This is a genomic window from Campylobacter sp. RM16188 (assembly GCF_012978795.1).
Lineage (GTDB): Bacteria > Campylobacterota > Campylobacteria > Campylobacterales > Campylobacteraceae > Campylobacter_A > Campylobacter_A canis.
Map to the genome: position 1 here is coordinate 25,086 of NZ_LIWQ01000002.1, position 25,258 is coordinate 50,343.

The 25,258-nt window shown below is 37.6% G+C and carries 20 protein-coding genes; 10 read left to right on the forward strand and 10 right to left on the reverse strand.

Annotation, left to right across the window (positions count from 1 at the left end; all coding sequences use genetic code 11):
* Positions 1 to 14: 14 nt before the first annotated feature.
* Complete coding sequence (locus tag CDOM16188_RS01210) at positions 15 to 581, forward strand: CheB methylesterase domain-containing protein (RefSeq protein WP_169942466.1); 567 nt, start codon at positions 15 to 17, stop codon at positions 579 to 581.
* Positions 571 to 1,413 carry a protein-glutamate O-methyltransferase CheR gene (locus CDOM16188_RS01215; protein WP_349644338.1) on the forward strand — a complete coding sequence of 281 codons (843 nt, stop codon included), beginning with the start codon at positions 571 to 573 and terminating at the stop codon, positions 1,411 to 1,413. The genes CDOM16188_RS01210 and CDOM16188_RS01215 overlap by 11 nt, the downstream gene beginning before the upstream one ends.
* Here CDOM16188_RS01215 and CDOM16188_RS01220 read toward each other — a convergent pair.
* The 3 genes from CDOM16188_RS01220 to CDOM16188_RS01230 all read right to left on the reverse strand — a co-directional run bounded on the left by CDOM16188_RS01220 (position 1,410) and on the right by CDOM16188_RS01230 (position 4,154).
* Complete coding sequence (locus CDOM16188_RS01220) at positions 1,410 to 2,612, reverse strand: MFS transporter (protein WP_172197565.1); 1,203 nt, start codon at positions 2,610 to 2,612, stop codon at positions 1,410 to 1,412. The genes CDOM16188_RS01215 and CDOM16188_RS01220 overlap by 4 nt on opposite strands.
* 2 nt (positions 2,613 to 2,614) lie before the next feature.
* The gene (locus tag CDOM16188_RS11400; RefSeq protein ID WP_301538595.1) at positions 2,615 to 3,604 is read right to left on the reverse strand and encodes a TonB N-terminal domain-containing protein; all 990 of its coding nucleotides are present in this window, start codon (positions 3,602 to 3,604) and stop codon (positions 2,615 to 2,617) included.
* A 127-nt stretch (positions 3,605 to 3,731) separates the two neighbouring features.
* Positions 3,732 to 4,154, reverse strand: coding sequence for a copper resistance protein NlpE N-terminal domain-containing protein (locus tag CDOM16188_RS01230; protein WP_172197568.1), 423 nt, complete (start codon positions 4,152 to 4,154; stop codon positions 3,732 to 3,734).
* Positions 4,155 to 4,290: 136 nt separating this feature from the next.
* On the opposite strand from CDOM16188_RS01230, the gene CDOM16188_RS01235 reads away from it, so the two are divergent.
* Together CDOM16188_RS01235 and CDOM16188_RS01240 are read left to right on the forward strand one after the other, a co-directional pair.
* Positions 4,291 to 5,187, forward strand: a complete 897-nt coding sequence (locus CDOM16188_RS01235) for an SPFH domain-containing protein (protein ID WP_169942602.1) — start codon at positions 4,291 to 4,293, stop codon at positions 5,185 to 5,187.
* Positions 5,188 to 5,196: 9 nt separating this feature from the next.
* Positions 5,197 to 5,595, forward strand: a complete 399-nt coding sequence (locus CDOM16188_RS01240) for an NfeD family protein (RefSeq protein ID WP_169942460.1) — start codon at positions 5,197 to 5,199, stop codon at positions 5,593 to 5,595.
* A 39-nt stretch (positions 5,596 to 5,634) separates the two neighbouring features.
* On the opposite strand, the gene CDOM16188_RS01245 is transcribed toward CDOM16188_RS01240, so the two are convergent.
* Positions 5,635 to 5,844, reverse strand: coding sequence for a hypothetical protein (locus tag CDOM16188_RS01245; RefSeq protein ID WP_172197571.1), 210 nt, complete (start codon positions 5,842 to 5,844; stop codon positions 5,635 to 5,637).
* 227 nt (positions 5,845 to 6,071) lie between these two features.
* On the opposite strand from CDOM16188_RS01245, the gene CDOM16188_RS01250 reads away from it, so the two are divergent.
* The 5 genes from CDOM16188_RS01250 (at position 6,072) to CDOM16188_RS01270 (ending at position 17,335) form a co-directional block, all read left to right on the forward strand.
* Positions 6,072 to 12,794, forward strand: a complete 6,723-nt coding sequence (locus CDOM16188_RS01250; protein ID WP_172197574.1) for a retention module-containing protein — start codon at positions 6,072 to 6,074, stop codon at positions 12,792 to 12,794.
* A 159-nt stretch (positions 12,795 to 12,953) separates the two neighbouring features.
* The gene (locus tag CDOM16188_RS01255) at positions 12,954 to 14,003 is read left to right on the forward strand and encodes a dehypoxanthine futalosine cyclase (protein WP_172197577.1); all 1,050 of its coding nucleotides are present in this window, start codon (positions 12,954 to 12,956) and stop codon (positions 14,001 to 14,003) included.
* On the forward strand, positions 14,003 to 15,229 hold the full coding sequence (locus tag CDOM16188_RS01260; protein WP_172197580.1) for a pitrilysin family protein: 1,227 nt from the start codon (positions 14,003 to 14,005) through the stop codon (positions 15,227 to 15,229). The genes CDOM16188_RS01255 and CDOM16188_RS01260 overlap by 1 nt, the downstream gene beginning before the upstream one ends.
* Positions 15,219 to 17,036 (forward strand): ATP-dependent DNA helicase RecG, encoded by a 1,818-nt coding sequence (gene recG, locus CDOM16188_RS01265; RefSeq protein WP_172197583.1) that lies wholly within the window; start codon positions 15,219 to 15,221, stop codon positions 17,034 to 17,036. Before CDOM16188_RS01260 ends, recG begins: the two co-directional genes overlap by 11 nt.
* Before the next feature lie 86 nt (positions 17,037 to 17,122).
* Positions 17,123 to 17,335, forward strand: a complete 213-nt coding sequence (locus tag CDOM16188_RS01270; RefSeq protein WP_172197953.1) for a 2-hydroxymuconate tautomerase family protein — start codon at positions 17,123 to 17,125, stop codon at positions 17,333 to 17,335.
* Between the two features lie 133 nt (positions 17,336 to 17,468).
* Here CDOM16188_RS01270 and raiA read toward each other — a convergent pair whose 3' ends face one another.
* The 6 genes from raiA to fliW are packed head-to-tail and all read right to left on the reverse strand — an operon-like array spanning position 17,469 to position 24,460.
* Positions 17,469 to 17,999, reverse strand: a complete 531-nt coding sequence (gene raiA / locus CDOM16188_RS01275) for a ribosome-associated translation inhibitor RaiA (protein WP_172197586.1) — start codon at positions 17,997 to 17,999, stop codon at positions 17,469 to 17,471.
* Positions 18,000 to 18,038: 39 nt separating this feature from the next.
* Entirely contained in the window at positions 18,039 to 18,503 is a 465-nt protein-coding gene (locus CDOM16188_RS01280) for a hypothetical protein (RefSeq protein WP_253908112.1), read from the reverse strand.
* Positions 18,503 to 19,453, reverse strand: coding sequence for a prepilin-type N-terminal cleavage/methylation domain-containing protein (locus CDOM16188_RS01285; protein ID WP_172197589.1), 951 nt, complete (start codon positions 19,451 to 19,453; stop codon positions 18,503 to 18,505). The genes CDOM16188_RS01280 and CDOM16188_RS01285 overlap by 1 nt, the downstream gene beginning before the upstream one ends.
* Positions 19,453 to 20,067 carry a type II secretion system protein gene (locus CDOM16188_RS01290; protein WP_172197592.1) on the reverse strand — a complete coding sequence of 205 codons (615 nt, stop codon included), beginning with the start codon at positions 20,065 to 20,067 and terminating at the stop codon, positions 19,453 to 19,455. The genes CDOM16188_RS01285 and CDOM16188_RS01290 overlap by 1 nt, the downstream gene beginning before the upstream one ends.
* Complete coding sequence (locus CDOM16188_RS01295) at positions 20,067 to 24,047, reverse strand: hypothetical protein (RefSeq protein ID WP_172197595.1); 3,981 nt, start codon at positions 24,045 to 24,047, stop codon at positions 20,067 to 20,069. Before CDOM16188_RS01295 ends, CDOM16188_RS01290 begins: the two co-directional genes overlap by 1 nt.
* Positions 24,048 to 24,076: 29 nt before the next feature.
* Positions 24,077 to 24,460 (reverse strand): flagellar assembly protein FliW, encoded by a 384-nt coding sequence (gene fliW, locus CDOM16188_RS01300; protein ID WP_172197959.1) that lies wholly within the window; start codon positions 24,458 to 24,460, stop codon positions 24,077 to 24,079.
* Between the two features lie 147 nt (positions 24,461 to 24,607).
* Between fliW and CDOM16188_RS01305 the strand changes: the two genes are divergently transcribed.
* The gene (locus tag CDOM16188_RS01305; RefSeq protein ID WP_172197598.1) at positions 24,608 to 25,255 is read left to right on the forward strand and encodes an outer membrane protein assembly factor BamD; all 648 of its coding nucleotides are present in this window, start codon (positions 24,608 to 24,610) and stop codon (positions 25,253 to 25,255) included.
* The last annotated feature ends 3 nt before the right edge of the window (positions 25,256 to 25,258 follow it).

A 25,258-nucleotide genomic window follows, 5' to 3' on the forward strand; every position in this document is an offset into this window, starting at 1 on the left:
TAAGTTGGCTGAAAGTGAAACAGAAGTTAGTATTGATAGGAGCGTCTACGGGGGGTCCCGGACACCTTAAAAAGCTTTTTCAAAATTTAGATATCGGTAGCGCGAGTGTAGTCATAGCTCAGCACATGAGCCTTATGTTTATACCGAGTTTTATAACTCAGTTTGATAAAGAGTGTAGTGCCGATGTGCTAAAGCTTGAAGGCAAAACGCAGCTAAAAAATAAAATTTATATATGCGAAAAGAACTCCGAAATTTTGCCTACCCAGCCGCTTAGTGCAGCCGTTTGTGCAAAAGGCAAGGAGACTACTTATAATCCGAATGTAAATTTGCTCTTTGAATCCGCCGTACAGGCTTGTAAATTTTGCGATGTGATGGCTATACTCTTAACGGGTATCGGAGATGACGGCGCAAAAGGACTAAATGAGCTATATAAAGCCGGCGCAACTTGCATAGCCGAAAGCGAAGCAAGCGCGATAGTATATGGTATGCCAAAACGGGCTAAAGAGATAAATTCAAATTTAAGATCGCTTTCTATCAGCGAGATAAGAGCGGAGCTAGAGAGGTTTGTGAGTGTTTTTTGATAAATTTAAGAAAGTTTCGCCTTCGGATAACTTGCAAGAGTCTAAAGCAACCCCTCTGCCTAGCGATATGAAAGGGCTTGATAAGTTTATCCAAAACATTAAAAGTATCTGCGGTGTTGATCTGGAGAGTAAAAAAGAGACTATAAAACAACGCGTGGCAAATTTCGCTCAAGCTCATTCGATCGAGACTTTTGAGCTTTTAAGCACGAGGATTATAGTTGATCGTGTTTTAAGGCAAGAGGTGCTAAATCTAATCACTATCAACGAAACTTATTTTTATAGAGAGTTAGCTCAGCTTCAAGCCGCGATTTATTATGCTAAAGAGCGTGGATTTACGCGCATACTTTGCGCACCCTGTTCAACGGGAGAGGAGGTCTATTCGCTTGGAATTTTGGCTAATTCGAATTTGCTAAATTTGTCTGAAATTTCGATAGTCGGCATAGATATAAACTCAGAAGCGATTGACAAATGCCGCGAAGCTACTTACTCCGAACGCTCGCTTCATAGACTAAACGATAATCAAAAAAATATATATTTTGATAAAGTCGATGATAGATTTAAGATCAAAAAAGAGCTTTTGCCAAGAAGCGAATTTAGCGTGGTAAATATCTTTGACGATTCGCTCTTTAAGCTCGGTAAATTTGATGTAATATTTTCAAGAAATATGATGATATATTTTGATGAGGATTATAAGCTAAAAACTATCGAGAGATTTCATAAGATCCTAAATGATGACGGTAGGCTTTATACTGGGCATGCGGATTTGGTGCCTTACACTTCGCTTTATAAAAAAATCATAATCAGCGGAGCTTCGTATTACGTCAAGGCTTAATCCAATATCTCTTTATATCTCTTATAAACCGCACTCCAGTAGATAGCGCCTAGGAAAAACATACATCCCATAATGATAGTAATGCCCCATAGCGTAAGACCTAGCTTAAATAGCAATCCTATGCCGGCTGAAGTTAGTGCTCCTATGCCAAGATAAACCATATCGTTATAGGCGATAATTCGTCCATAGTATCTATCGTCGCATTTTTGCTGAAGCAGGGTAAAAGTATAGCTCCAAAGGCTTGAGGTAAAAAACCCTGCCGCCATCGTCCCTAAAAAGCCAAGATAGAAGTTAAACTGCAAAATTCCCCATATGCAAACGCCTATGCCGTGACCGATGTAGATATAAAATAAGGTCTTTGTATTTACAAATTTGCTAAGAAGTATCGGACCTATCAAAAGCGCAATGGATCTAGCCGCGTTTATAAATCCTATGACAAGCGAAGCTGAAAGCAGCTCTTTGTATTGATAATCGGCTAAAAGCGCCACAAGAGCATCGTATGAAGTAACTCCGACGATGCCGTGCAAGATGATTAGATGCATCACAAGAGGATTTTGCTTTATGTAGCCAAGCCCCTCTTTAAGCATATGTAAAGCTTTTTCGCCTTTGTTTTTCGCCATATTTTTTATATCTAGCTTTAAAAGCAAAAATAGAGCAAATACGTATAGAGCGCAATCAAGCAAAAATGCGCTTTTGATCCCGAAAAAGTGTATATAAATTCCCGCAAGTCCCATGCCCGAGGTGTAAGAGATAGAAAATATCAGAGCGTGAATTTCATTAGCCAGTTTTAGATCGCTTTTGCTTAAAATTTTAGGAAACATACTCATCTCAACCTGAAAATATGTCCCGCCTGCCGCCGATCGAACAAAAATAATAATAAAAAGCAACCAAAGCATATCAAGAGAGTTGATAAAAATCAGGATAAAAACAGTTACCGCTTCAATCACGATAAGAGATACAAGCATAGGCTTTGGGTTAAATTTATCTACGATAACGCCGCTAAAAGGAGCTAGCACGACCCCGGGTAAAAACGCCGTAGCTGCGGCTAGAGTGATCGCCCAAACAGGCGCGTCAAGCTTTATAAGAAGCGTAAAAACTCCCGTATGAGAAAACCAAACTCCAAAATAACAAATGAGTTGAATAAGAGAGAGCCTTGCAAAAATTCGCTCTCTCTTTAAAAGCGATATAAATTTATTCAAACTTATTTATCCCACAGCACTATGATCTTAGAAACGGGACTGTCAATGCTTAAAGTATCTATACTGTGTTGTTTTTTGCCTATCAAATTTGAGCCGTCAAATTCAAATTTCACGCCAAGTATTTTGACCTCCATAAATATCTTATCCTCTTTTGAGGATATCTTCGTTACTTCAAGCTGCTTAAAGATATCTTTTAGCGTAGAGGCTGTCGATAGTCCTTGCGGAGTTTTGTAAATCGGTGATATGACGTGAATTTCAAGTATCTTGTCGTCTGCTGCGGTTATGATGTAAAACAGAGGCTCGAATTTAGAATCAAGCACATAGTATTCAAATGTTTCGTTGCCTTTTTTATCGGGATACCCCGCACCTTTTTTGATGCGATCTTGTGGATACTCTTTTAGGATATCTTCAAGTTTGGCGTCTTTACTAAATTTTGTAAATGAGTATTTGGCGATTATATTTTTGGATTTTTTATTTTCTTTGTATATCCCGTGAAAGGTGCCGTTTTTGCATAAATTTACTTTTTTACCGCTAGTCGTAACGCTTAAAATCCCATCTTCTATCAGAAGAGAAAATGCAGCTTTAGCTCCATCTTTTTCATAATAAAATTTTCCGTCTTTGAAATTTACCGCTTCGTCAAATTTGCATTTTTGCCTACCTTCATCGGTTAGGCTATCTGAATACACAACAACTCTTGTTTCGTCTTTATAATGTGTAAAAACTATACTTTGAGAGTTTGCCGATATGTCTCTTTTGATGAAAATTTTATTATAGTAATCTTCTTGGCTAAGCTCTTTTTTGACCTCTTCTTGTTTTATTTCGGGCTTTGGTTTTGGCTTAGGCTTTGGTTTTGGCTTAGGCTTTGGTTTGATTACTTCTTGGGTTGTATTTATGTCAGGTGTTGCGATTGGCTCAGGAGTGCTTTTGGGAGTACACCCTATGAAGATGACGGCTACTAAAATCGACAGTAAAGCATTTATGTAAATTCTCATCAGAAAGCCTCCTTAAAGTTATTATTTTAAACGATTATACAACTTTTTATTATTAAAAGATATTAAACCAAGTCTTTAAAGAGGCATTTACAAGCTTTAAAATCGTAAATAAATCTTGTTTAAAAACCTACTTTAGAGGTTTATAGATCAAATTTTGTCCGAAAACCTCTTTTATGAAGCTATCTTTGTTTTCAAGCTTGGTTAAATTTCTTCCGTCAAATTTATAAACCGTCTTTTCTTTGTATTGATTTATGAGAGTTACTTCGGTGCCTTTTATAGTGTATGTTCCGTTTTCAAGGGTTCTTTGAGAGCTTTTTTTATGAATGACCGTTTCAAGCATAAAATTTCCGTTTTTAAAAAGCTCTAGCGTGCTAACGGCCACTTTGCAGTCGGCGCATAAGATATCAGCCTCATACACTCCAGCTACGTCGGCACTAACGCTACAGGCTGGCATAGTTTCTTTGGTACCGCAATCTTGTTTGCTTAAATTTTGCGAGGCGCAACCGCTAAATAAAATCAAAGCCGCACCCAAAAATATAAAATTTTTCATTTTTTGCCTTTATAGCTTGATTAAAGTTAGCAATTATATAACAAATTTGTTTATAAGTTTGCATTGCCGCCCTTTAAATGTATATGTGTTATAATTTGATAAATTTCAAAAAGGAGCTAAGATGTATAGCGAATTTATGGTGTTTGGGCTCGTGGTAGCTGTTTTAGCGTTTTTGTTTTTAAAAGCAGGTATCAAAATCGTCTCTCAATCTGATATTATGATTATCGAGAGGCTTGGTAAATTTCATAAAATTTTAGATGGCGGATTTCACCTTATAATACCTTTTATAGATCAAATTCGCGCGGTTATAACGGTAAGAGAACAGCTTGTGGATATACTTAAGCAGCAAGTTATCACTAAAGACAACGTCAATATATCCGTTGACGGAATCGTATTTTTAAAAGTAACCGACGGAAAAATGGCGCTTTATAACGTAGATAGCTATAAAAAAGCTATCGCAAATTTAGCTATGACGACCCTGCGCGGCGAGATAGGCGCTATGAATCTTGATGATACGTTAAGCTCTCGCGACCGATTAAATTCGGCTCTTCAAGTAGCTCTTGGCGATGCTGCTAGCAACTGGGGCGTAAAGATTATGCGCGTTGAAATTTCTGAAATTTCGGTTCCTGCGGGCATTGAAGCGGCTATGAATATGCAGATGAAAGCCGAGCGCGAAAAGCGAGCCATCGAGCTTAAGGCTCAAGCTGAAAAAGAGGCTTTGATACGCAACGCAGAGGCTTTAAAACAAGAAAAAGTGCTTCAAGCTGAAGCTATCGAAAGAATGGCGGATGCTAAAAAATACGAGCAAATCGCCATAGCCCAAGGTCAAAAAGACGCGATGGATATGATAAACGAGAGTATGGCTCAGAATAAAAATGCGGCCGAATTTTTGCTTGCCAGAGATAGAGTCGCGGCATTTAACGAGCTGGCTAAAAACAGCACCAATGATAAAATTTTAGTCCCTTATGAGGCTACCGAGCTTATAGGTTCGCTAAGCGTTCTAAAGGATTTTATATCAAATAAAGCAAAATAAGGAGCAGAAATGATACCTCCGTATCTTGTTTTGGCTTTTGGTATGCTTTTGGTGGTTGCAGAGTTGCTTGTGGGATCGTTTTTTCTTCTATTTTTTGGGCTTGGATTTTTAGCTGTCGGAATTTTAGGATTTTTTATAGATTTTTCATGGCATGTTCAAATTTTACTCGCTTCGCTTGTCTCCGTTGCGCTCTTAGTCCTGCTTAAAAAGCCTATGAAAGAGAGGTTTTATAGTTCAAAAGATGAGGTAAAAGATGACTTTTTAAACGAGAGCGGAGAGGGCGAGATAAAAGAAGGAATGGTATATTTTAAAGGTACTCTTTGGAGCTATGACGGTGATTTAAAAGATGGACAGAAAGTCCAAGTAGTCGGCACAAAAGGAAATAAAGTCATACTAAAAAACGACTAAAGCGAAATTTGAGTGCTTTTAGGGCACTCAAATTTTATATTAATGGTGGTGATGACCGTGATGATGTCCATGGCCTCCATGATGAGCACAGCCTTGCTCGCAAGAGTGACCACAGGATTTGCCGTCTTTATGATGCATTTGATGATGTGGACATCCATCTTGCATCTGGTTTGCCGTAGGTTTTGGCTTGTCTTGTGCACATCCTGCCAAAAGCAGTGCCATTGTAGCTATGATAGCTAGTTTTTTCATGATTAACTCCTTTGAAATTTTGGTGTTGAGGGAGTTATTTTATCATATTAAAGATTATTTTAAATATGTAAATTAATATTATTTGTTTTAGATATTAGTATTTTTGTCAAATAAAACAAGATTAAAAATGAATTGATAGGGAGATTTTCTATTGTACCCAAGTACAATAGAAAATTTTACGCAGTCTAATGTATAATATGAAAAATTTTTAAAAAAAGGAATGTGCTATGGCAACTATTACTGGCGTAGTAAAGCAAATTTCAGGAACAGTTTTGGCGGTAGACGCTAACGGAAACGAGAGAACTCTTAAGCTTGGAGATGAAGTTTATTTAGGGGAAACCATAAAGACCCAAGGAGAATCAAGTAGTATTGTTATAGCTCTTAACAATGGTAAAGAAGTAACGGTTTTGGGTAATGATGAACTAGCGTTAAATCAAGGTTTTATAGATTCAGGATCGCAAGATAATGTAATTGCGGATATAAATTCTTTGCAGCAGGGTATTTTAAGAGGTCAAAATTTAGAAGGTTTGGAAGCGACTGCAGCCGGAGGCGGTAGTGGCGCTATAAATTCTGAAGGAACTTTCAGCCAGACATCTTTTACAAGAAGCGGTAATATATCTAATGTTCTTGCTGATTATGGTGATTTGGGTTCAGTAGTATCAAACAATAGAGAATTTACAACATCTTTAGGCGCTAATACACCTTCATCAGACGCTACTGTTCCACCGACTCCGACTCCACCACCTGCACCGCAGCCAGAGCCGACACCTCCACCGACTCCGACTCCACCACCTGCACCGCAGCCAGAGCCGACACCTCCACCGACTCCAACTCCACCACCTGCACCGCAGCCAGAGCCGACACCTCCACCGACTCCAACTCCACCACCTGCGCCAAAAGTTGAGTTTATGGATGACGGCAACAATGACGGAAGATTGAGTAATGAAGAAGCAGGAGTAGATAAAACAACGACGCCGGTTAAAATAATTGTTACGCCCGACACTAAAATAGGAGATACTTTAGAAATTGTTATCACAAAACCGGACGGCTCTACAGAAAACCAACAAGTAGTTATAACTCAAGAGATTATAGACAACGGTTATACCATAAATGATATTCCTGTAGAAGATGGTAAGCTTTCAAAAGTTGATGCTGTTATTAAATATCAAACGGGCAATACAAGTAGCACAGGTAGCGATCAAATAACTACCGATTTAACTCCACCTCCTGCACCAAAAGTTGAGTTTATTGAAGATAAAATAAATCCTGATACCGGAAAAGACGACGGACTACTAAGTAAAGACGAGTTAAACGGTAAAACGACAACTCCTGTTAAGATAACTGTTCCGCCTGAAGCTGAAATAGGAGATACTTTAGAAATTGTTATCACAAAACCGGACGGCTCTACTGAAAATCAAAAAGTAGTCATAACTCAAGAGATTATAGATAATGGTCATACTATAAATAATATCCCTGTAAAAGACGGTGAAATTTCAAAAGTAGAAGCTACTATCAAAGATAAAGCCGGTAATGAAAGTCCAAAAGGAAGCGATGAAGTAACTACCGATACAACCCCAACTCCTGCACCGAAAGTTGAATTTGTTGAAGACAAGATAAATCCTAAAACAGGAAAAGACGACGGACTATTAAGCAAAGACGAGTTAAACGGTAAGACTACAACGCCTGTAAAGATCACTATTCCGGACGAGACGAACATCGGAGATACTTTAACTATCACTGTTAAAAAACCTAACGGCGATACTGATATTATAAAAGTTCCTATCCCAAATCAGGCAATTCTCGATGACTTAAAAGACAACGGATACACTATCAATGAAGTTCCTGTGGAAGACGGGAAGACATCAAGAGTAGAAGCTACTATCACTGATAAAGCCGGTAATGAAAGCCCAAAAGGAAGCGATGAAGTAACTACCGATACGACGCCAACTCCTGCACCAACAGTTGAATTTACAAAAGATGGTGATAATGATGGAGTATTAGATGAAAAAGAGTTAGGTGCAACTAAAAATGAAACTCCTGCAGTAGTAAAAGTTCCTGAAGAGACAAAGGTTGGCGATACGTTAAATATAACGGTTACAAATCCTGATGGTACAAGCAGGACTATAAAAGTAGAAATTCCCGATGAAGTTACTTTAACTAAACTTAAAACTAAAGGCCATGAAATAGATAATGTTCCTGTGGCTGATGGAAAAACATCTAAAGTAGAGGCTACTATTACCGATAAAGCAGGCAATATAAGTCCAAAGGGAAGTGATCAGGTAACTGTGGATATTTCAGCTAAGGAGCTAAAGGTTATTTTTTCTGAGGATGGTAGCAATGCAGGCAATGCTGATCCTAAGCTAAATAATGATGGAGTGCTAAATAGATTTGAGAACTCTAAAGACGGTAACCAAAATTCTACAAAAGTTCAAGTTTTAATCCCTGATGATGCAAAAATAGGTGATAAGTTAAATGTCAAAGTATACGATAAAGCGGGCTTGGTAGTTAAGGAGATTAAAGATCATCCGATAGACAAGACTATACTTGACAATAAATTTTATGAATTTGATACTCCTGTAAAAAATGGTGAAATTTATGAAGCAAAAGGTACTATTACTGACAAACATGGCAATATAAGTAAAGAAGCAAGCGACAAGATAGAGGTAAATTTAACTCCACCGCCACCACCAAAAGTTGTGTTTGTAGAAGATGTTGTTGCCCCTGGCGCCACAGAAGATGATAAAAAACTATCCTATGCTGAAAACAATAGCGATGGCGAACAAAGCAAGACAACCGTAAATGTAAAAGTTCCGCAAGACAGTGAAGTGGATACTTCGCAACACAATGTAGTTAAAGTGGGAGATATATTAGATATAGCTGTTTATAGAAAAAATCGTGTTATAGATACAAAATCAATTACTATAGAAAACGAAGCTCAGTTGCAAAATCTTAAAGATAACGGTTATAATTTAGTAATTGACAAGCTGATTAATAACACCAAGTACGAAGTAAAAGCAACTATAAGAAATAGCGTGGGCAGTGTTAGCGATGAGGCTTCTGATATAACTACCGTGCTTACCGCTCCTATAGTTACATTTACCGAAGATAGCGATAATAACCAAACTCTATCAGTTCAAGAAAACGATAAAGATGGCTATCTAAAACAAACAGAGGTTGAAGTAATTATACCTGCAGGTGCCGTATCTGGAGATAAGATAGTGATCTCTTATACCGACGTTGATAACCCTAACGGACCTAAGATCGAAAGAGCAATTCCTCTAACGGAGGCTGACATAAATAAGGGCAGGATATTTGTTAAAGATATACCTGTACTTGCCGGCGTTAAATCCGAAATTTCTGCTATATTAAAAGACGGTATTACCGATACTCAAAAAAGCGGAAATTCTAATATAGATAGAGTTACACCTGAACTAAGAGATCTTGATGTAAAATTTGATGAGATAAAAACTCTTGATGTATTAACCAGACAAGAGGCTATATCTGACGGAGAGATAAACAAAACCGATGCAACTGTAACTATACCTAATAACGTAAGAACGGGAGATAAGCTAATCTTAACCGTTAAAGAGCCTGACAAGCCTGCGCGCGATATAGAGTATACTATAACAGTTGATGAAAATACCGGAAAAATATCATCTATAACAGGTGGCGGAGCGGGTGAAGCTTTAGTTCCTGATCCAAAAGATCCTTTTGTATTCAAGTTAGAAGACCTTGCTATGAAGCCAAGAGAGGCTGATAATCTTGATCCGAAAAATCCAAGTGTAAATGACACCACGATATCGGCTAAGATTGATTATCAAAATAGTTCAACTCCGGAGCAAAAAACAGATACTAAAACTATCGGTTTGGAGCCTTTGAAAACTCCGGAAGTTATATTTGACGAGGCAAAAGGTGCTAATGTAACAAGCAGGACAAATGCAGTTTCTGATAAAGAGCTGTTTGACACTCCGGTAACTATAAAAATTCCAAAAAATGCAGTAACAGGTGACAAATTAACTGTAACCATTAAAGAGCCGCAAGATAGCGGAGCTGATAAAGAGACGGTAAAAATATACACTGTTAAAAAAGATGAAAGTAATGGCAAAGTAACCATAACTGAAGATACAAATGGCGGAGCTGAGGTAAAAATGGTTACTAATAACAGCTTCCAGATAAAGGGACTTGATACTCTTCCTGGTAAAAAGACTATAGTTACGGCTGAAATAAAAGATGCATTCGGTTCAGTTTCAGCTACAAGCGAAAATACTTTAGCAGATCTAAACGAAATGGCGGTATATTTTGATGAAGATGTCAATAAAAATACAATTATGTCTAGAAGTGAAGCTACGGAAGATAGAGATTTGATTAAAACTGCCGTTAATGTAAAAATTCCAAGCAATGTTGTAACCGGAGATACTGTTACGGTAACAATTAAAGATGATCCAAGCTTTAAAAAGGTTTATAGCATCGAAAGAGATGCGGATGGAAATATAACTGTCAAAGATAGCGGCGGACAACCGGTTGAAATTTCTAACGGCATAATCAAAGTAGATGGCGTGCCTATGAGTACTAGCAAAGATACTATCGTTGAAGCTATCACGCAAGATAGTAGAGGTATAGGCAAGGCGGAAGCTAAGAATAACAGCATACTGGAAAAACTATATGACGATATGGCTATTAAATTTGATGAGGATACTAGCAAAAACGGAATTTTATCTCCAAATGAAAATTTAAGCGATCCTGATAAGACTACTATAAGTGTAAGAATTCCAAGTAATGCCGTAGATGGAGATAAGCTTGACTTGATCGTCACTCAAGGAGGTGCAAGTAGCACTCAGTCATATACTATCAAGAAGGATGCAGACGGCAATATTGCCCTTCAAAGCCCAAATGGTTCTATTGATGTATCCAATAATATAGCTAAGATAGAAATTCCTATCGCTGAAGGCAAGGTTGATGTTAAAGCCGAAGTTACTAATGTTGGTGATAAAGAAAATAAAGTTAGCGCTTTAGGAAGCTTAGAGGTAACAGGAACAGGACCGGGCGTTAGAAAGATGCGTGTCATATTTGACGAAGATAGCGATAGTAAAGACGGCAAGCTAACTAGAGAAGAGGCTATGCAGGATAAAGATCTGCACATCACTACGGCCAGAGTTACAATCCCTAGCAATGTTGTTGCTGGCGACAAGGTAGAAATTACTATTAAACATGGAGATGGAACAAGTGAGCCTAGAGTATATACTATCGTAAGCAACGATAACGGCACTATAACCGTTCAAGATAAAGACGGAAAAAATGTTCCCGTAGATAGTGACGGCAGTATAAAGATAGATGGTATAAAAATGGTTGACGGTAAAACATCTACTCTTGAAGCTAAAGTGGAAGGCAAGGACTCTGACTCAGGTTCTCTAACGTTAATGCCTATAACACAAGAGCTAACTGTATCTTTTGATGAGGATAACGCTAGTAGAAATGGTATATTAAGCAGAGATGAGAGTATGAGTGATGATAAAGCCTTGCATACAACAGTGGCAAGAGTAACGATACCAACAGATGTTGTTAATGGTGATAAAGTAGTAGTTACTATCACAGAGCCTCAGGCTGACGGCTCACTTGCTTCAAGAACTCAGGAATTTACTATCGGAGAAGTTATGGTTCAGGATAACACGATCAAAATTCCTGGCGTGGTGGTTCAAGAAGGTCAAACAACATCCGTAGAGGCTAAAATTCAAGATAAAGCAGGAAATGTTATCATTGATCCTAAAAAAGCTGAAATCGGACTAGAAACTATAAAAGGCAAAGAACTAGAGGTCGTTTTTGATGAAGATGCTAGCAATGATAAAATTATGAGTAGAGATGAGGCTATGAAAGATGGGACATTTAACTCTACTACTGTAAGTATCAACCTTCCAAGCAACGTAGTAACAGGAGATAAGTTAAAATTAACTATCTCTGAACCAGGTAAAGCCGAGGTTGTAAAAGAGCTTACTATCAATAAAGATGATAGCGGAAAGATAACTCTTAGCGGCGATTTGTCAGGCCTAAATGTAAGATACGAAGGCACCAGCATCAAACTTGACAATATTAATATGACCGAGAAAAAAGAGACTTCTGTAAAAGCAGAGCTTGCAAATAAATTCGGTCAAGATGGCTCAAGCAGTGAAGATAGTGCTAAGCTACTAGATATGCAAGATATCAAATTTATGGAATACACAGAAGGCAGTGTAAATAAAGATGGAGCTATCGAGATAAGTCGCAACCAAAACAAATCAGATAAGGATATCAGCTCTACTAAGATATATATGCGTCTGCCTGATGATGTTGTAGTAGGCGATAAGCTTAAAGTAACTTATACCGATCCTGATGATTCTAGTAAAACTATAAGCGAAGAGATAGAGATCAGTCAGCAAGATATAGACTTCGGAAAAGTTGGGGCAACTATCCTTACAAAACCTGATACTCAAATTTCGGTTAGCGGTCAGATAGTGGATCAAAACGGTGTAGCAAATACCCCTGTATCGTTTAAGATGAAAATCACTGACGATAAGGTGAGCGATACTATTGAATATGACGCTAATAAAGGAGGTATCTACGGTGGTTTGGGCAAAGATACTTTAGTGTTTAACTCAGATATCGATCTAAGTAAAGTTGCAAATCTAGACAAGAAGATAGATAGCTTTGAGGCTATAAAGCTAGGCGATGACGGCGCTAGTGGGGCTGTTAAGCTAACCATCACAGCCAAAGACGTATTTGATGTAACTGATGATTCTAACACCGTACTAAAGATACTAGGTGATGCTAACGATAAAGTTGCAGGCAAAGGCGAGTGGAGAGAGTCAGACGATCAGTCAAAAGCCGAAGCGGGCTTTAAAGTCTATGAAAGCGTAAATCAAGTAGACGGTAAGACTATCCAAATTCAAATAGACTCAGACATAAAAACAGATTTTTAATCTAAATTTACCCCGAGAAACATCTCTCGGGGTAATCAACTTTAACTTCTAACAAAAGATTTTTTATTTTAAATTTCACCATTCTTTTTATAAATCATTTTTTATCATAATTAAAACCATTTTTAGCTACACTTTTGCAAATTTAAACAAAGGAAAATTTTGGCAAGACTTAGTGTAGATGAAGCTATAAATTTGATAGAAAATGCCGAGCTTAACGAGCTTGGAGCTATGGCGCTAGCCAAAAAGCGAGAGCTTCATCCTGAAAAAATCACAACTTTTATCGTTGATAGAAACATAAATTATACCAACGTTTGCTGGGTTGATTGCAAATTTTGCGCATTTTATCGCCATGCAAAAGAAGAAGATGCTTATGTGCTGAGCTTTGAAGAAATCGGGCAAAAGATAGAGGAGCTAATAGCCATAGGCGGTACGCAAATTCTCTTTCAAGGCGGCGTTCATCCTAAACTTAAGATCGACTGGTATGAAAACTTAGTCGAGTGGATCAGTAAAACTTATCCACAGATCACTATTCACGGTTTTTCTGCGATTGAGATTGATTACATCGCAAGAATTTCTAAAATTTCAACTCGCGAAGTTTTAGCTCGTCTAAAGGCAAAAGGGCTTTATTCTATCCCGGGAGCCGGCGCTGAGGTGCTAAGCGATAGGGTTAGAGATATCATAGCGCCTAAAAAATGCGACACAGAAACTTGGCTAAGGGTTCATAAAGAGGCTCATGAGATCGGCGTAAAATCAACCGCTACCATGATGTTTGGTACGGTTGAGACGACTCGCGAGATAGTTGAGCATTGGCAGCATATTAGGGATTTGCAAGATCTTACCGGAGGCTTTAGGGCGTTTATATTATGGAGTTTTCAGGGTTTAAATACCAAATTAGCCGCCGAGAGACCGGAAATACAAAAACAATCATCAAACCGCTACTTGCGACTACTTGCCGTTTCAAGGCTCTTTTTGGATAATTTTAAAAACATCCAAAGCAGCTGGGTAACGCAAGGAAGCTATATAGGACAGCTTGCACTGCTCTTTGGTGCAAACGATCTAGGCTCAACCATGATGGAAGAAAACGTCGTAAAAGCAGCAGGTGCGGCATATAGAATGAATCAAGACGAGATGATAAATTTAATACGCGATGTGGGCGAAAAACCTGCAAAACGCAATACAAATTACGATATATTGGAGAAATTCTACTAATGAAAGTTGTAAATTTAAAAGTTAAAAACACCCAAATTCCGGTTGTCTTTGAAAGCTCAAAGGCTTTGCCTGTAGTGTCTTTAAAGCTTGTTTTTAAAGTAGCGGGAAGCTATGAGGACGGTAAGCTTGCGGGACTTGCAAATTTAAGCGCAAGACTTTTAAACGAAGGCACTCTTAAAAAAGGCTCAAATGCTTTTGCAAAAGAGCTTGAGATGCGTGCCGTATCGCTTCATGCACAAACAGGATTTGAAACGCTAAATATCGATCTAAGCTGCCTAAAAGAGCATTTTGAGTTTGCATGCTTAAAATTATCCGAGCTTTTAAAAGATCCAAATTTTAGCGAGGATATACTTGATAAACTAAAAAAGCTAGTAATAGGCGAAATTTTAAGCAATGAAAGCGACTTTGATTATGTAGCGCGGTCTGCTTTAAACGAGCTTTTGTATCCAAACACTTCACTTGCAAGAGGGTCGATAGGCACTAAAGAGAGCGTGTCTAAAATCACGCTTAAAGAGATTAAAGAATTTATCAGCTCTCATCTTGATTTGGCGAATTTGATGGTAGTTTTTGGCGGAGATGTAGATCTTAACGAGCTAAAACTAGAGCAAATTTTAAGCGGCTTAAGCGACGGCAAGGCGCGAGAGCTAAAGAAGCTGCAAACTAGCCAAAAGATGAGTCAAAAGTTTATCATTAAGCCAAGCCAACAGGCTTATATATACTTCGGCGCTCCTTTTGAGGTGGGTACAGATGAAAGATTTAAGGCTAAAGTGGCTAGTTTCATACTAGGTGAGAGCGGCTTTGGCGCTAGGCTTATGGAGGAAATTAGAGTAAAACGAGGACTTGCATATTCAGCTTACGCAAGAAGCGGATTTATGCTAAGCTACTCTCAAATTTCAGGTTATCTTCAAACCAAAAACGAGAGCAAGGACGAGGCTATATCAGTAGTGAAGGACGAATTTGATAAATTTGTCAAAAAGGGCGTTACTGCGCGCGAATTAGCTCAGGCTAAGAGATTTTTGCTGGGTTCTCAACCTCTTCGCCAAGAGACGCTTTTTAACAGGTTAAATATCGCTCAAGGTGAGGTTTATAACGGCTTTAAGATCGGCTCGTTTAAAGATGAGCTTGATAAAATTTCTAAGCTAAAACTTAGCGAGCTTAACGAATTTATAGCTTCTCACGATGAGATAACCAAGCTAAGTTTTGCCGTGCTTTATAATGAAATTTAAACCCGGCGACAAGGAAATTTTAAACAAAATAGGCGTATTTACGCTACTTGATCTTTCTCTTAAAATTCCAAAGAGCTTTGATGACACGACTATAACCCAAAGCCCAAAAGACGGTAGCGTGAGCATCGAAGTAGTGATAAAAAACTCATATAGGCAAAGCGGGATCTTACATGTCTTAGCATGGTGCGAGAGCTGGGAGCAAAACGTTAAAATCATTATATTTAATGCCAAGTCTTGGCATTTTGGAGCATTTAAAATAGGTAAGCAAATTTATATAAACGGCAAATGCTCCTTTGCTTTTGGCTCTTGGCAGATAACAAATCCAAAGATAATCACAAAAATAAACGAGATAATCCCTAAATACAAACTAAGCCTGCGTGACGATAGATTTAAAGAGCTAGCAAGCAGATATGTAACTATAGAAAATTTGCTTGCCGAAGGACTTAACGAGAGTGAAGCTAAATTCTTAAGCGATCTGCACAAGAGCGATCATAATAGCGCGCATTTACTTGAAAATTTAGACAAAGGCTCGCACGGGCTTGAAATTTTAAAATTTGTTGAGATTTATAACTATCTAAGAAAGCTAAGCACTAAAAAAACTGATTTTGCAAGCGAGAAAGTAGAAATTTTTGATATAAGCCCTTGGGTAGCATCCTTGCCGTTTAAGCTTACCGATGATCAAAAAAACGCCATAGCCGATATCAGGCTTGATCTTAGCGGTGATAAGGCAAAAAGGCGAGTTGTCATGGGTGATGTGGGAAGCGGCAAGACTATAGTTATTCTTGCTACGGCTTTAAGCGTATATCCTAAAGCTGCAATTGTGATGGCTCCTACTTCTATACTTGCTGAGCAAATTTACGATGAAGCGGTGAGGTTGCTGCCTGAATTTATGAATATCAAGCTTGTAAAAAGCGGTGAAAAAGAGCCTGAATTTGAAGGTGTAAATTTGATAATAGGCACGCATGTGCTTCTTTATAACGAGCTTGTCAAATCGCCTGTCGTTATGATAGATGAGCAGCATCGCTTCGGTTCAAACCAGCGCGAGAAGATAAATCAACTGGTGCGCGACGGGCAAAACTACGCTCATGTCATTCAGTTTTCAGCCACACCCATACCGCGTACTCTTAGTATGATACAAAGCTCGTTTGTGGAATTTAGCTTTTTAAAGCAGATGCCGTTTAAAAAAACTATACATTCGCAAATTTTACAAAGTGCGGACTTTGAACGGCTTTTAAATCACATCAGGCAAGAAATTGCAAAAAATAAGCAAGTAATCATAGTATATCCTCTGGTAGAAACAAGCGAAAGTTCAAGTTATCAAAGCTTAAGCGAGGCGCAGGATTTTTGGCTTAAAAATTTTAAAAATGTATTTATAACCCACGGCAAAGACAGGCAAAAAGAGCAAATTTTACGTGAATTTAGACAGAATGGAGATATCTTGCTTTCAACTACGGTTGTTGAGGTGGGAATTTCTTTGCCTAGGCTTAGTACGATAGTCGTAGTGGGGGCTGAAAGGCTAGGGCTTGCCACGCTTCATCAGCTGCGAGGAAGGGTGGGTAGGCAGGGCGGAGAGGGCTTTTGCTTTCTCTTTACTAAGCTTAAAAATCCGCCTGAGAGATTGCGTGAATTTTGTGCCACGCTTGATGGATTTGAGATAGCGCAGATAGATCTTAAAAATCGTCAAAGCGGAGATATATTAGGTGGAGTGTTTCAGCATGGAGCGACGTTTGAATACTATGAATTTGAAGAGAATTTAACGGCTGCGGCAAAAAATCGTTTAGAGAAAATTGGCATAAATAAATTTTAAGAACGTTGTCTAAAGCGCTAAAATTTGATGTCTGTTTGCCGCAAGATGGGTTTTGGCATGAAATTTATAACTACAAGGAGATAAAAATGCCGTTTGTAAATATCAAAATCACAAAAGAAAAAGAGCCTATAACCACAGAGCAAAAGCAGAGATTGATATCAGGAGCAACCGAGCTTGTGGCTGAAATTTTAGGAAGAAACAAGGCTTCAACGGTAGTGATAATAGATGAAATCGAAATGGATAATTACGGGCTTGGAGGTGAAAGTATAGCGCAAGTCAGGCAAAAACAAGGAAGATAAAATTAACTTCAAATTTTGATGGTAAAATTTAAGTCACTTAAGTTAGCTAATAGTTTGGTTTATGTAGGTTTTTAAAGAGATTAAAAATAAATTTAAGTAAATAGAATGATGGGGCAAAGGCTGCCCCTAAATTTTAATAAAGTCCAAATTTGCCGTCTGAGCGTTTATATAAAACTCTCATTTTGGCATCTATATCGTTAAATACGTAAAACTGCATGTCGCTATCTTTAAGCTTTGCTAGCGCTTCTTCTATCTCAAGCGGCTTATATAGCTCAAGCTCCATAGGAATAACCTCATCTATATCTTCGTCGCTAGGCTCATCGGCTATGGTTGCCCTTATAGCCTTACCGTCGTCTTTGTTTTTAACGGTTACGTTCTTATCATGCTCTCTGCGAAGCACCTTTGATGCGCGATCTATCGCAAGATCAACCGCTGCATATAAATCCTTGTCTTTTTGGCGAATAACTATAGTATCTTTTCTAGCCAAATTTATAGCAAATTCTACGCTAAAACCTTTTTTGCCGTTTTTTTCATCAGCCGAAACGACGCAACGTCCCGAAATAATATCTAAATTGTATTTGTTGAGCGAATCAAAAGCGTTTTGGATGTAGCTTTTGATCGGATCGGTTAGTTCAAATTGTTTTCCTGTGATGCTTGTATTCATCATAGCTCCTTTGCATTAATGTGCGTCTATTATAGCATATTAAAGCTTTTGGATAGTGCGTCTGTGGAATCTAATCGGGATGTTAAAATCAGGATTTGAAGTTACCGTTACATCTAAGATAACTGTGCCAGTTGAGGGATTGTTTCCTGCTCCGTCTAGAGTTATAGGAGTGCCGCAACCGTTCATAACACCAAAAATTTGAACTACATCTACAGTTGCTGTAAAAAGAGTGTTTGCATCACTTGGAAAATTTATATTTACAATACTTCTATTTGCTGGTTGCGCTGGGCAATTTGTTGCATCAAAAGTAGTTTGTAATAAATTCATTACTGCTAGCTCAGTTGCGCTTTGGGCTAGTAGCTCGGCTTGTTCTCTTAAAAATATATCCGTAGTGTGCTTTGATGTGGTTGCTGAAAGACTAAGTCCAAGGGTTGCAATGGTGGCAACTAAAACCATAAAAAATATAGCTGTTACTAAGCTAAAGCCTTTTCTCATCTGTTTCATTAATATATCGCCTTTGTCTTGCATACGGTAGCTTCGGCTTCATTTACGCCGTTTCTTACTCCAAGAGATCTATTTCCATCTCTTATGCAAAGTTTTAGAATTATTATTCCGTTTGCTTCAGAAAAATTAAATCTAGTAACATTTGTTGCCAAAACTGCCCTGCTTGTATTGTCTCCGTTAAACTGATTTTGAGCACCTGCTATCCACGGTCTATAGTTATAATGAAGCATAAGAGTAAAATCACTTTCGGCAGTTCCAGGCTGCATTATTTCGCCTGCAGCATTTGTAGGTACTACTGCATAAGCAGTATGAAGCAGGTAGTATTGCTCTGAAATTTGACTTCCTGTAGGATAGACTATATTTAGCGTTGTATTATTGGTTCTTCCTGTAACTATACCTATTGAATTGGCATTTACACCATTATATCCAAAAGATGTAGCTATATTTATTGGAGTTCCTCTGAATAATATACCAACTTGATTATTGCCAGCATTAAGCGATGCTAGATTGTTTGTTAGATTAGCTATATCGGTAGAAGCATTTGCTAGATTGCTAAAAGGGGTCTCTATAGTGCCTGCACCTGCAGCATTGGTTCTAGTTGTATTTGCATGGTTTAAATCGATAAAGCCACTCCATCCGCTATTTTGAAACGTTTCGTAGCTATAGCTTACCCATTCTAGTATTGGATAAGTACTATTCAAATTTGGATCTTGTGTAGATACGAAAGTAGCCGCATCCCGCCTTCCTATAGTTGAGCTTTTTATGCGTGCCGCAAGCCTTTTTGAAATTTGCTCTAGCACAAGCTCTGTTTGAGCTTCAAGTGTGTTAATGGATCTACTTTGAAGGTAGCCTCTATATATATTAAGAGAAATTTCAACCCCCATTAGTGATAAAATTCCTACTATAACAATAACCACTATAAGCTCTAATAAAGTAAATGCTTTTTTCATTACCATGCCCTTGTTTCGATTGTAGGGCTATCGCCTATATTTGCCGAATATGCTCTAAGTATTATCGTATGATTAGTACCATCGCTTTGCGTATTGTTTGTAGTTGTTGTTATCACTATTTCTTTCATGTTCGGGTTTGCAGTATCGTTCATATTGGTATTTGGATCAGGGTTTATTATTATATTTAGCGTTGAATTTACTATAGCATCTCTATTGTATCCTGCGGCACTATTTACGATGATATTTCCTGCAAAGTCGTTTAGCCTTTGTCCGCCTGCGCAGTTACCAGGCATGTCTGCCGCATTATTGATATTTCTTCTATTATTTGCCACTATGCCGTTGGCGGTATAAAAATTAAAATTTGCTCCAGTTTGGTTAAAAATAGGTGTTCGCAAATTTCCAAAAATGGCAAAATCGTTAGGATTACCAAAACAACCCCATGGAGCTTTTAGTACAAGCGCCATTCTTGTTTTGGCATCCATTACACTTTCTTGAATAACGGCTGCATTATTGTTAGCTACCGTTTGAGAAAGTAAGACAGGGATAGACATAAGCGTTATACCTACCACTACGATAGATACGATAAGTTCTATTAAAGAAAAACCTTTTCTCATTACCAGCTTAGCCTCTCGTTTGTTTTTTGAGACGTATTATTAAGTTGTCCCGCATCTACTTTGCCTACACCAACATCTACTCTGTCTTCGCTTAGTGCTCTTCCTCCCCATCTGATGATATTTCCATAAAATTTTACATTAAAGTCATTTGTTGTGGCTGCAGTGTCTAAAGGATTAAATAGTAACCATTGCGGCACACTCATTCTTATAGTATCTTCTGAAGGAATGGCAGTACTTGAAAGACGAATTTGCTCGATACCGTTTTGTATAGTCGGTGTTGTTATATTGGGAGTTACTGTTGTCGTATTTAGTGTTGGCTGATAGGCAGCTACTCTTCCTTGTATGGCTGTGTGAGTGATGTTGACAAACCAACTTGTTGTTTGTGGTAGAGTTTGGCTCGTTGCAGTTATCAAAGGATATCTGTTTGGTTCGGTAGCTGGATTGCATCCATTGCAAAAAATACCATAATACACATTGGCGTTAAATCCTGTAGCAAGACCTTCGTAATCAGGCGCATAGACTCTTCCGTAGTAGAAATCAACATTTGTAACATTTAAAGGAGCCGCATAAGGTGCGCCAGCTACCGAATCAGTATCTGAAATATTATTAAAAGTAAAGTTATTTGAAGTGATTCTAAATGGATTTCTTGCAAATCTAATATCTCTAGTAAAGTTAAATCTAACTGTATAAGGCGCAGTGCCGTTTAAGAAAAATCTCCTGTCTGCAAAATATGCCCCGTTGTTATCAGTGTCTGTATTTGCCTTACTGTTTATGATGTTTTGATTGTTGTCGGGATCTTGGATTTCTTGATTGAAATACAATATGTTTTGTAGAGCAGCAGCAGTCCTATTTGCAGGATCGTCTATGGCTCTTCCTTGTAAATCTGTAAAATCACTCACATCTCCTTGGATACCTGTAGTGAAAGTGACGTTTCTAGAGTAACAACCTCTAGTGTATAGAGTTGCTGTTGTATTTGCATTATCTCCTAATCTTGCAGTTATATTGAAATTCGCAGTTGCTTGCATACCGGTAGCATTTCCTGAAAGATAGGTCATAGCTCCGTTGTTAAAATTTAGAATTCGTAAATTATTAATTGATATATCGTTTGGCACAAAGAGCAAATTTAAATCATTTCTAGCGCTTATATCGCAACCTATCTTGCCTGCGGCATTTTCAGTTATAGTATCATTGTCTATTATACAATCATTCAAATTTGGATCAGTTGCTCCTGATGCTTGATCTACGTTTGTCCATTTTTTATCCCTTGCAGTTATTAGGACATGACCTATATTAGGATATACGAAATTTGTTCCATATTCAGGCGCAAAAATTTCCCTAACACCATCCCAAACCCTTGTTAGCTGACCTCTACCATTTTCAAATTTTGCTTCTAGTGTAGTTTGGTTTTGGAATGCAAAATTCGCAACAGGGCAAGTAGTAGGTCTTAATGGCGATAGTCCAAAATTTATCGGATTTACAACTGTTGAGTATGTTTTAGATAAAGCATTGCCGTTATTTACAGCTTCAAGCCATATATTTGTATATCCTCTTCCTCCCACTAGATTACCGAAGTTGTTTGTTCTATTGTTGGAATTATAAAATCTAAATTCCTTAGGTCTTATACTAAATGGATCAGAAGCGCAAGACGGAGTTCTGATAAGTTTGTCGCTTGCATCCAAATACGAAATTCTAAAATATAGCTTTTGGTAGGCTTCATTGATTTTAATACCTTTTAAGTCAAGCATATTTTGATTATCTAGTTGGTCTTTACTGAAAAGGAAAAAGTTCTTTTTAGTATCGGTGGCACCTACTATTTCGTTGATGACGTTTTGTCCTTTTTCGCAATCGCCGTTTGGTACTATATCTACTTTAATCTTCTCAGTAGGAAGAATGTCGAAATTTTCCAAAACTCTACCTGTCGATGAAGAGGTCATTATATTTAAGAGTTTGGTATCAAATTCTCTTCCTGCTAGTTGAGTAAATAAATTCTCAGAGTTCCCCAGTTCAGAAAATTTCTTGTTAACTATCCTGTTTGATATACCGGCAACTTCTAGTTGGTATTTTTTATCTTCACATCTGTTTATGATACCGCTATATCTCACACCTATATCTTCATTGATAAATTCAACATTATGTTTGATGTAATCATCAGGATCAAATTCCTCTGCTAGTCTTGTGTCAAACTGTATGAGAGCTTCGTTTGTTTTATGCAAAGTTCCTCCGTTGCCTATGCCTGTGGCGCCTTCTCCTATCGAAAACTCTATAATTCCATTTTGTTCATCAACTCTCTGAAGGTTTGAATTATCGCTTATTTTGGACGTTTTGCTAACGTCAAATCCACTGCTTTTTGTGGAGCTTGGATTCATATAGGTAGTTTCTGCTATGTAAGAAACGTTTTTTTGATTGAGAGTGGAGGTTAAACCTACCTTAAAGGCATCTTCAGAACCTCTATTTATTATTTTTAGTTGCAGTCTTAAAGTGTCGCCTGTTTTTGCTAGTGTTTTGCTGCCTGAGTCGGTACTTACGTCTTTAAAATCTTTCTCGTCTGTTTGATTTTTACCTCTAACTTGTAGTTTTTCTATATAACATACTTCAGGCTCATAAAGCTCGGTAGCAAACGCAACTAAGCCTATGTTTTCTCTTTCACCCATAACACCTCCACCAGGGCGAGTTATGGCTTGTGCAGTGAGCTTTATCGTGGTGGATGTCTGTTTGTTTGAGATATGATCTTTTAGATTGTATATATCAAGATCCATCTGGTTGTTATAAAGCTTGTGAGCAACCATAGGTTTGTCAAATCTCGTAATAGTACTATTAAACTGATTTTCTAAGCGGTTAAAGTTGTTTGAACTTACTGAGCGGTATACGTTTTTGGAATCTAAAATTTCTATATTTTCTTTATCAACTTCTGCTTTTGCACCAAAAGATAAAATAGTAAGGCTTGAATTTACCTTGCCGCTAGCAGGCGTAAAAAATCCGCTTAATGGAACTTCTAGGGTATCTATACGAGACTGTTTTCCTCTTAAGTGAATAGGAGCCAACACAGTAAGTCCGTCATATACATAAACTCCCTTTGGTTTTAATCCATCTGAGGCACCTTTGTCTTCAAAGTCATATACTATAACCAATGCCCAACCGCCGTAATGAGGGGCATATAGTCCTCCAACCCATCCATTGTCTCTATACCCATAGAAATTAGTAGGTTTCCAGTTGGAGGCTTTTATATCTCCCGCGCTAAAAGTTCTTTCTGTATTTGTTTTGCCTAATGATTTTTTAACCAAATCTGTTACATCTACGCTGGCTTGATACGTAAATTGCATTCCATAAGTTGAGAATGAGCCATACCATCTTGTGTCTTTCTCTTCGGCAGTCAGCCTATGGTAGGTTTTTCCATTAACCTCCTTAGGTGTTCCAAATGTTATTTCGTTAAATTGATGTATGTTGTTAAAATATTTTTTTCTCATTTCTTCGGCATCTGGTGTATTCCAACCCAAAGAGATACCTCCACCCCAGTAAAGCCTTGCAAAGACTACTTTTTTGCCATCAATATTTTTTTCTGCATATTCATCCAATAAAGCATTTCCAGATTCTTGTCTAAAGTTAAAAGTGGCTCTAGAAGAGTTGTATCTATAGTTAGGGTCTTCTTTTATAAAGTCAAATGGTTGTATAACAGTATCATTTCCATATTGTCTAGTAGGCTGAAAACCGTAGCCTTTTGTAGGCATTAGTATGGTAGAACCTATAGTTTCTATATCTCCGTATATTTTTTTTCTTTGATTTTCACTTGTCTTGTTTGGCTCGAGTAGTCTTTTTGATAGTGTTCCTTGAGCGTTTATGTCTACATACCCAATAGGACCTCTATAGTAAACTTCGCTTGGGTCAATGCTATGAGTTAGATTATTATTGTCTTTGTATTCTGCTCCAAATAAAGCGGTGCATAATGTAAACGTACTAATTAAAATGCAACTTATTTTTTTCATCTTAAATCCTTTTTGCTAAAAGCAAAACATTATTTTTGTATAAAATCTGAAATTTTCTCCGCTTGTTTATAGTCCGGATAGTTATATACGTCCAAAACCACTTGAGATAACGTCATATTTGTCATATTGCATACGATAGGAGCCATAAAATTTACGGTTGAGGTCTCTATCGGAACGCTTACAATCATTATGTTATATACTCTTAACTCGCTATTATCATTTATATCCATGAGTTCTTGATAGTATGTCGGGATCTCAAATTCGTAATTTCTCAAAGCATATGGATTTATCATTGTAAAAGATGTTTCATTATCTTTGCTTTTAAGTTTTACAAAAAATTTGTCAAGCTCTATAAGCTCCATGCTTTTAATGTGCTCAAAGCCTAAAATAGGACTTTTAACCTCAAATACCATCAAAGTTCTCCTGCTTTTAAAATGTTACAATATTGTATCAAATTTTTTTATATTTTAAGCTAAATTGTAAATTTATTTTAAATTTATAGAAAAATAACCCAATGCATAGTAAAATATCACATTTTAAATTCTAATATAAGGACGTTTATGAAATTTGTCACTAAAATATTATATGCGACGATCTTTATTTTTTTACTAAGCGGTTGTGCCGAAAAATACAGCGAGCTTTATAATTTAACTCCCGAAGAATGGTACTCTCAAATCGTTGCCGACATAAAAGATCGCGACTTGGAAAGTGCCGATAAGCACTATACTTCAATGTCAAGCGAACACGTAGCAAGCCCGCTTTTAGAGCAAATTTTGCTTATCCTTTCTCAGGCTCACGCAAACGAAGAGGAGTATTTGCTGGCAAATTTCTATCTTGATGAGTATATTAAGAGATACGGCGACAACGGACCTAAGACCGAATTTGCACACTATCTTAAGATAAAAGCGAATTTTGACTCGTTTTCTCAGCCAAATCGCAACCAAAAGCTTATGCAAGATAGTATTAACGAGATAGAAAAATTTCTTTACATCTATCCAAATACCAAATATCGACCGCTTATAGAGACGATGCTTACGAAATTTCAGCTTGCGATATTTTATCTTGACGAGCAGATTGCAGATCTATACGAGCGAACAGGCAGAAGCGAATCTGCTGAAATTTACAAGAAAAAGGTTGAAAATTCGCCGTTAAATGACGCTAAGCTTATTAAGCCTCAGCTTCCTTGGTATAGAAAAATTTTTGAGTAGGAG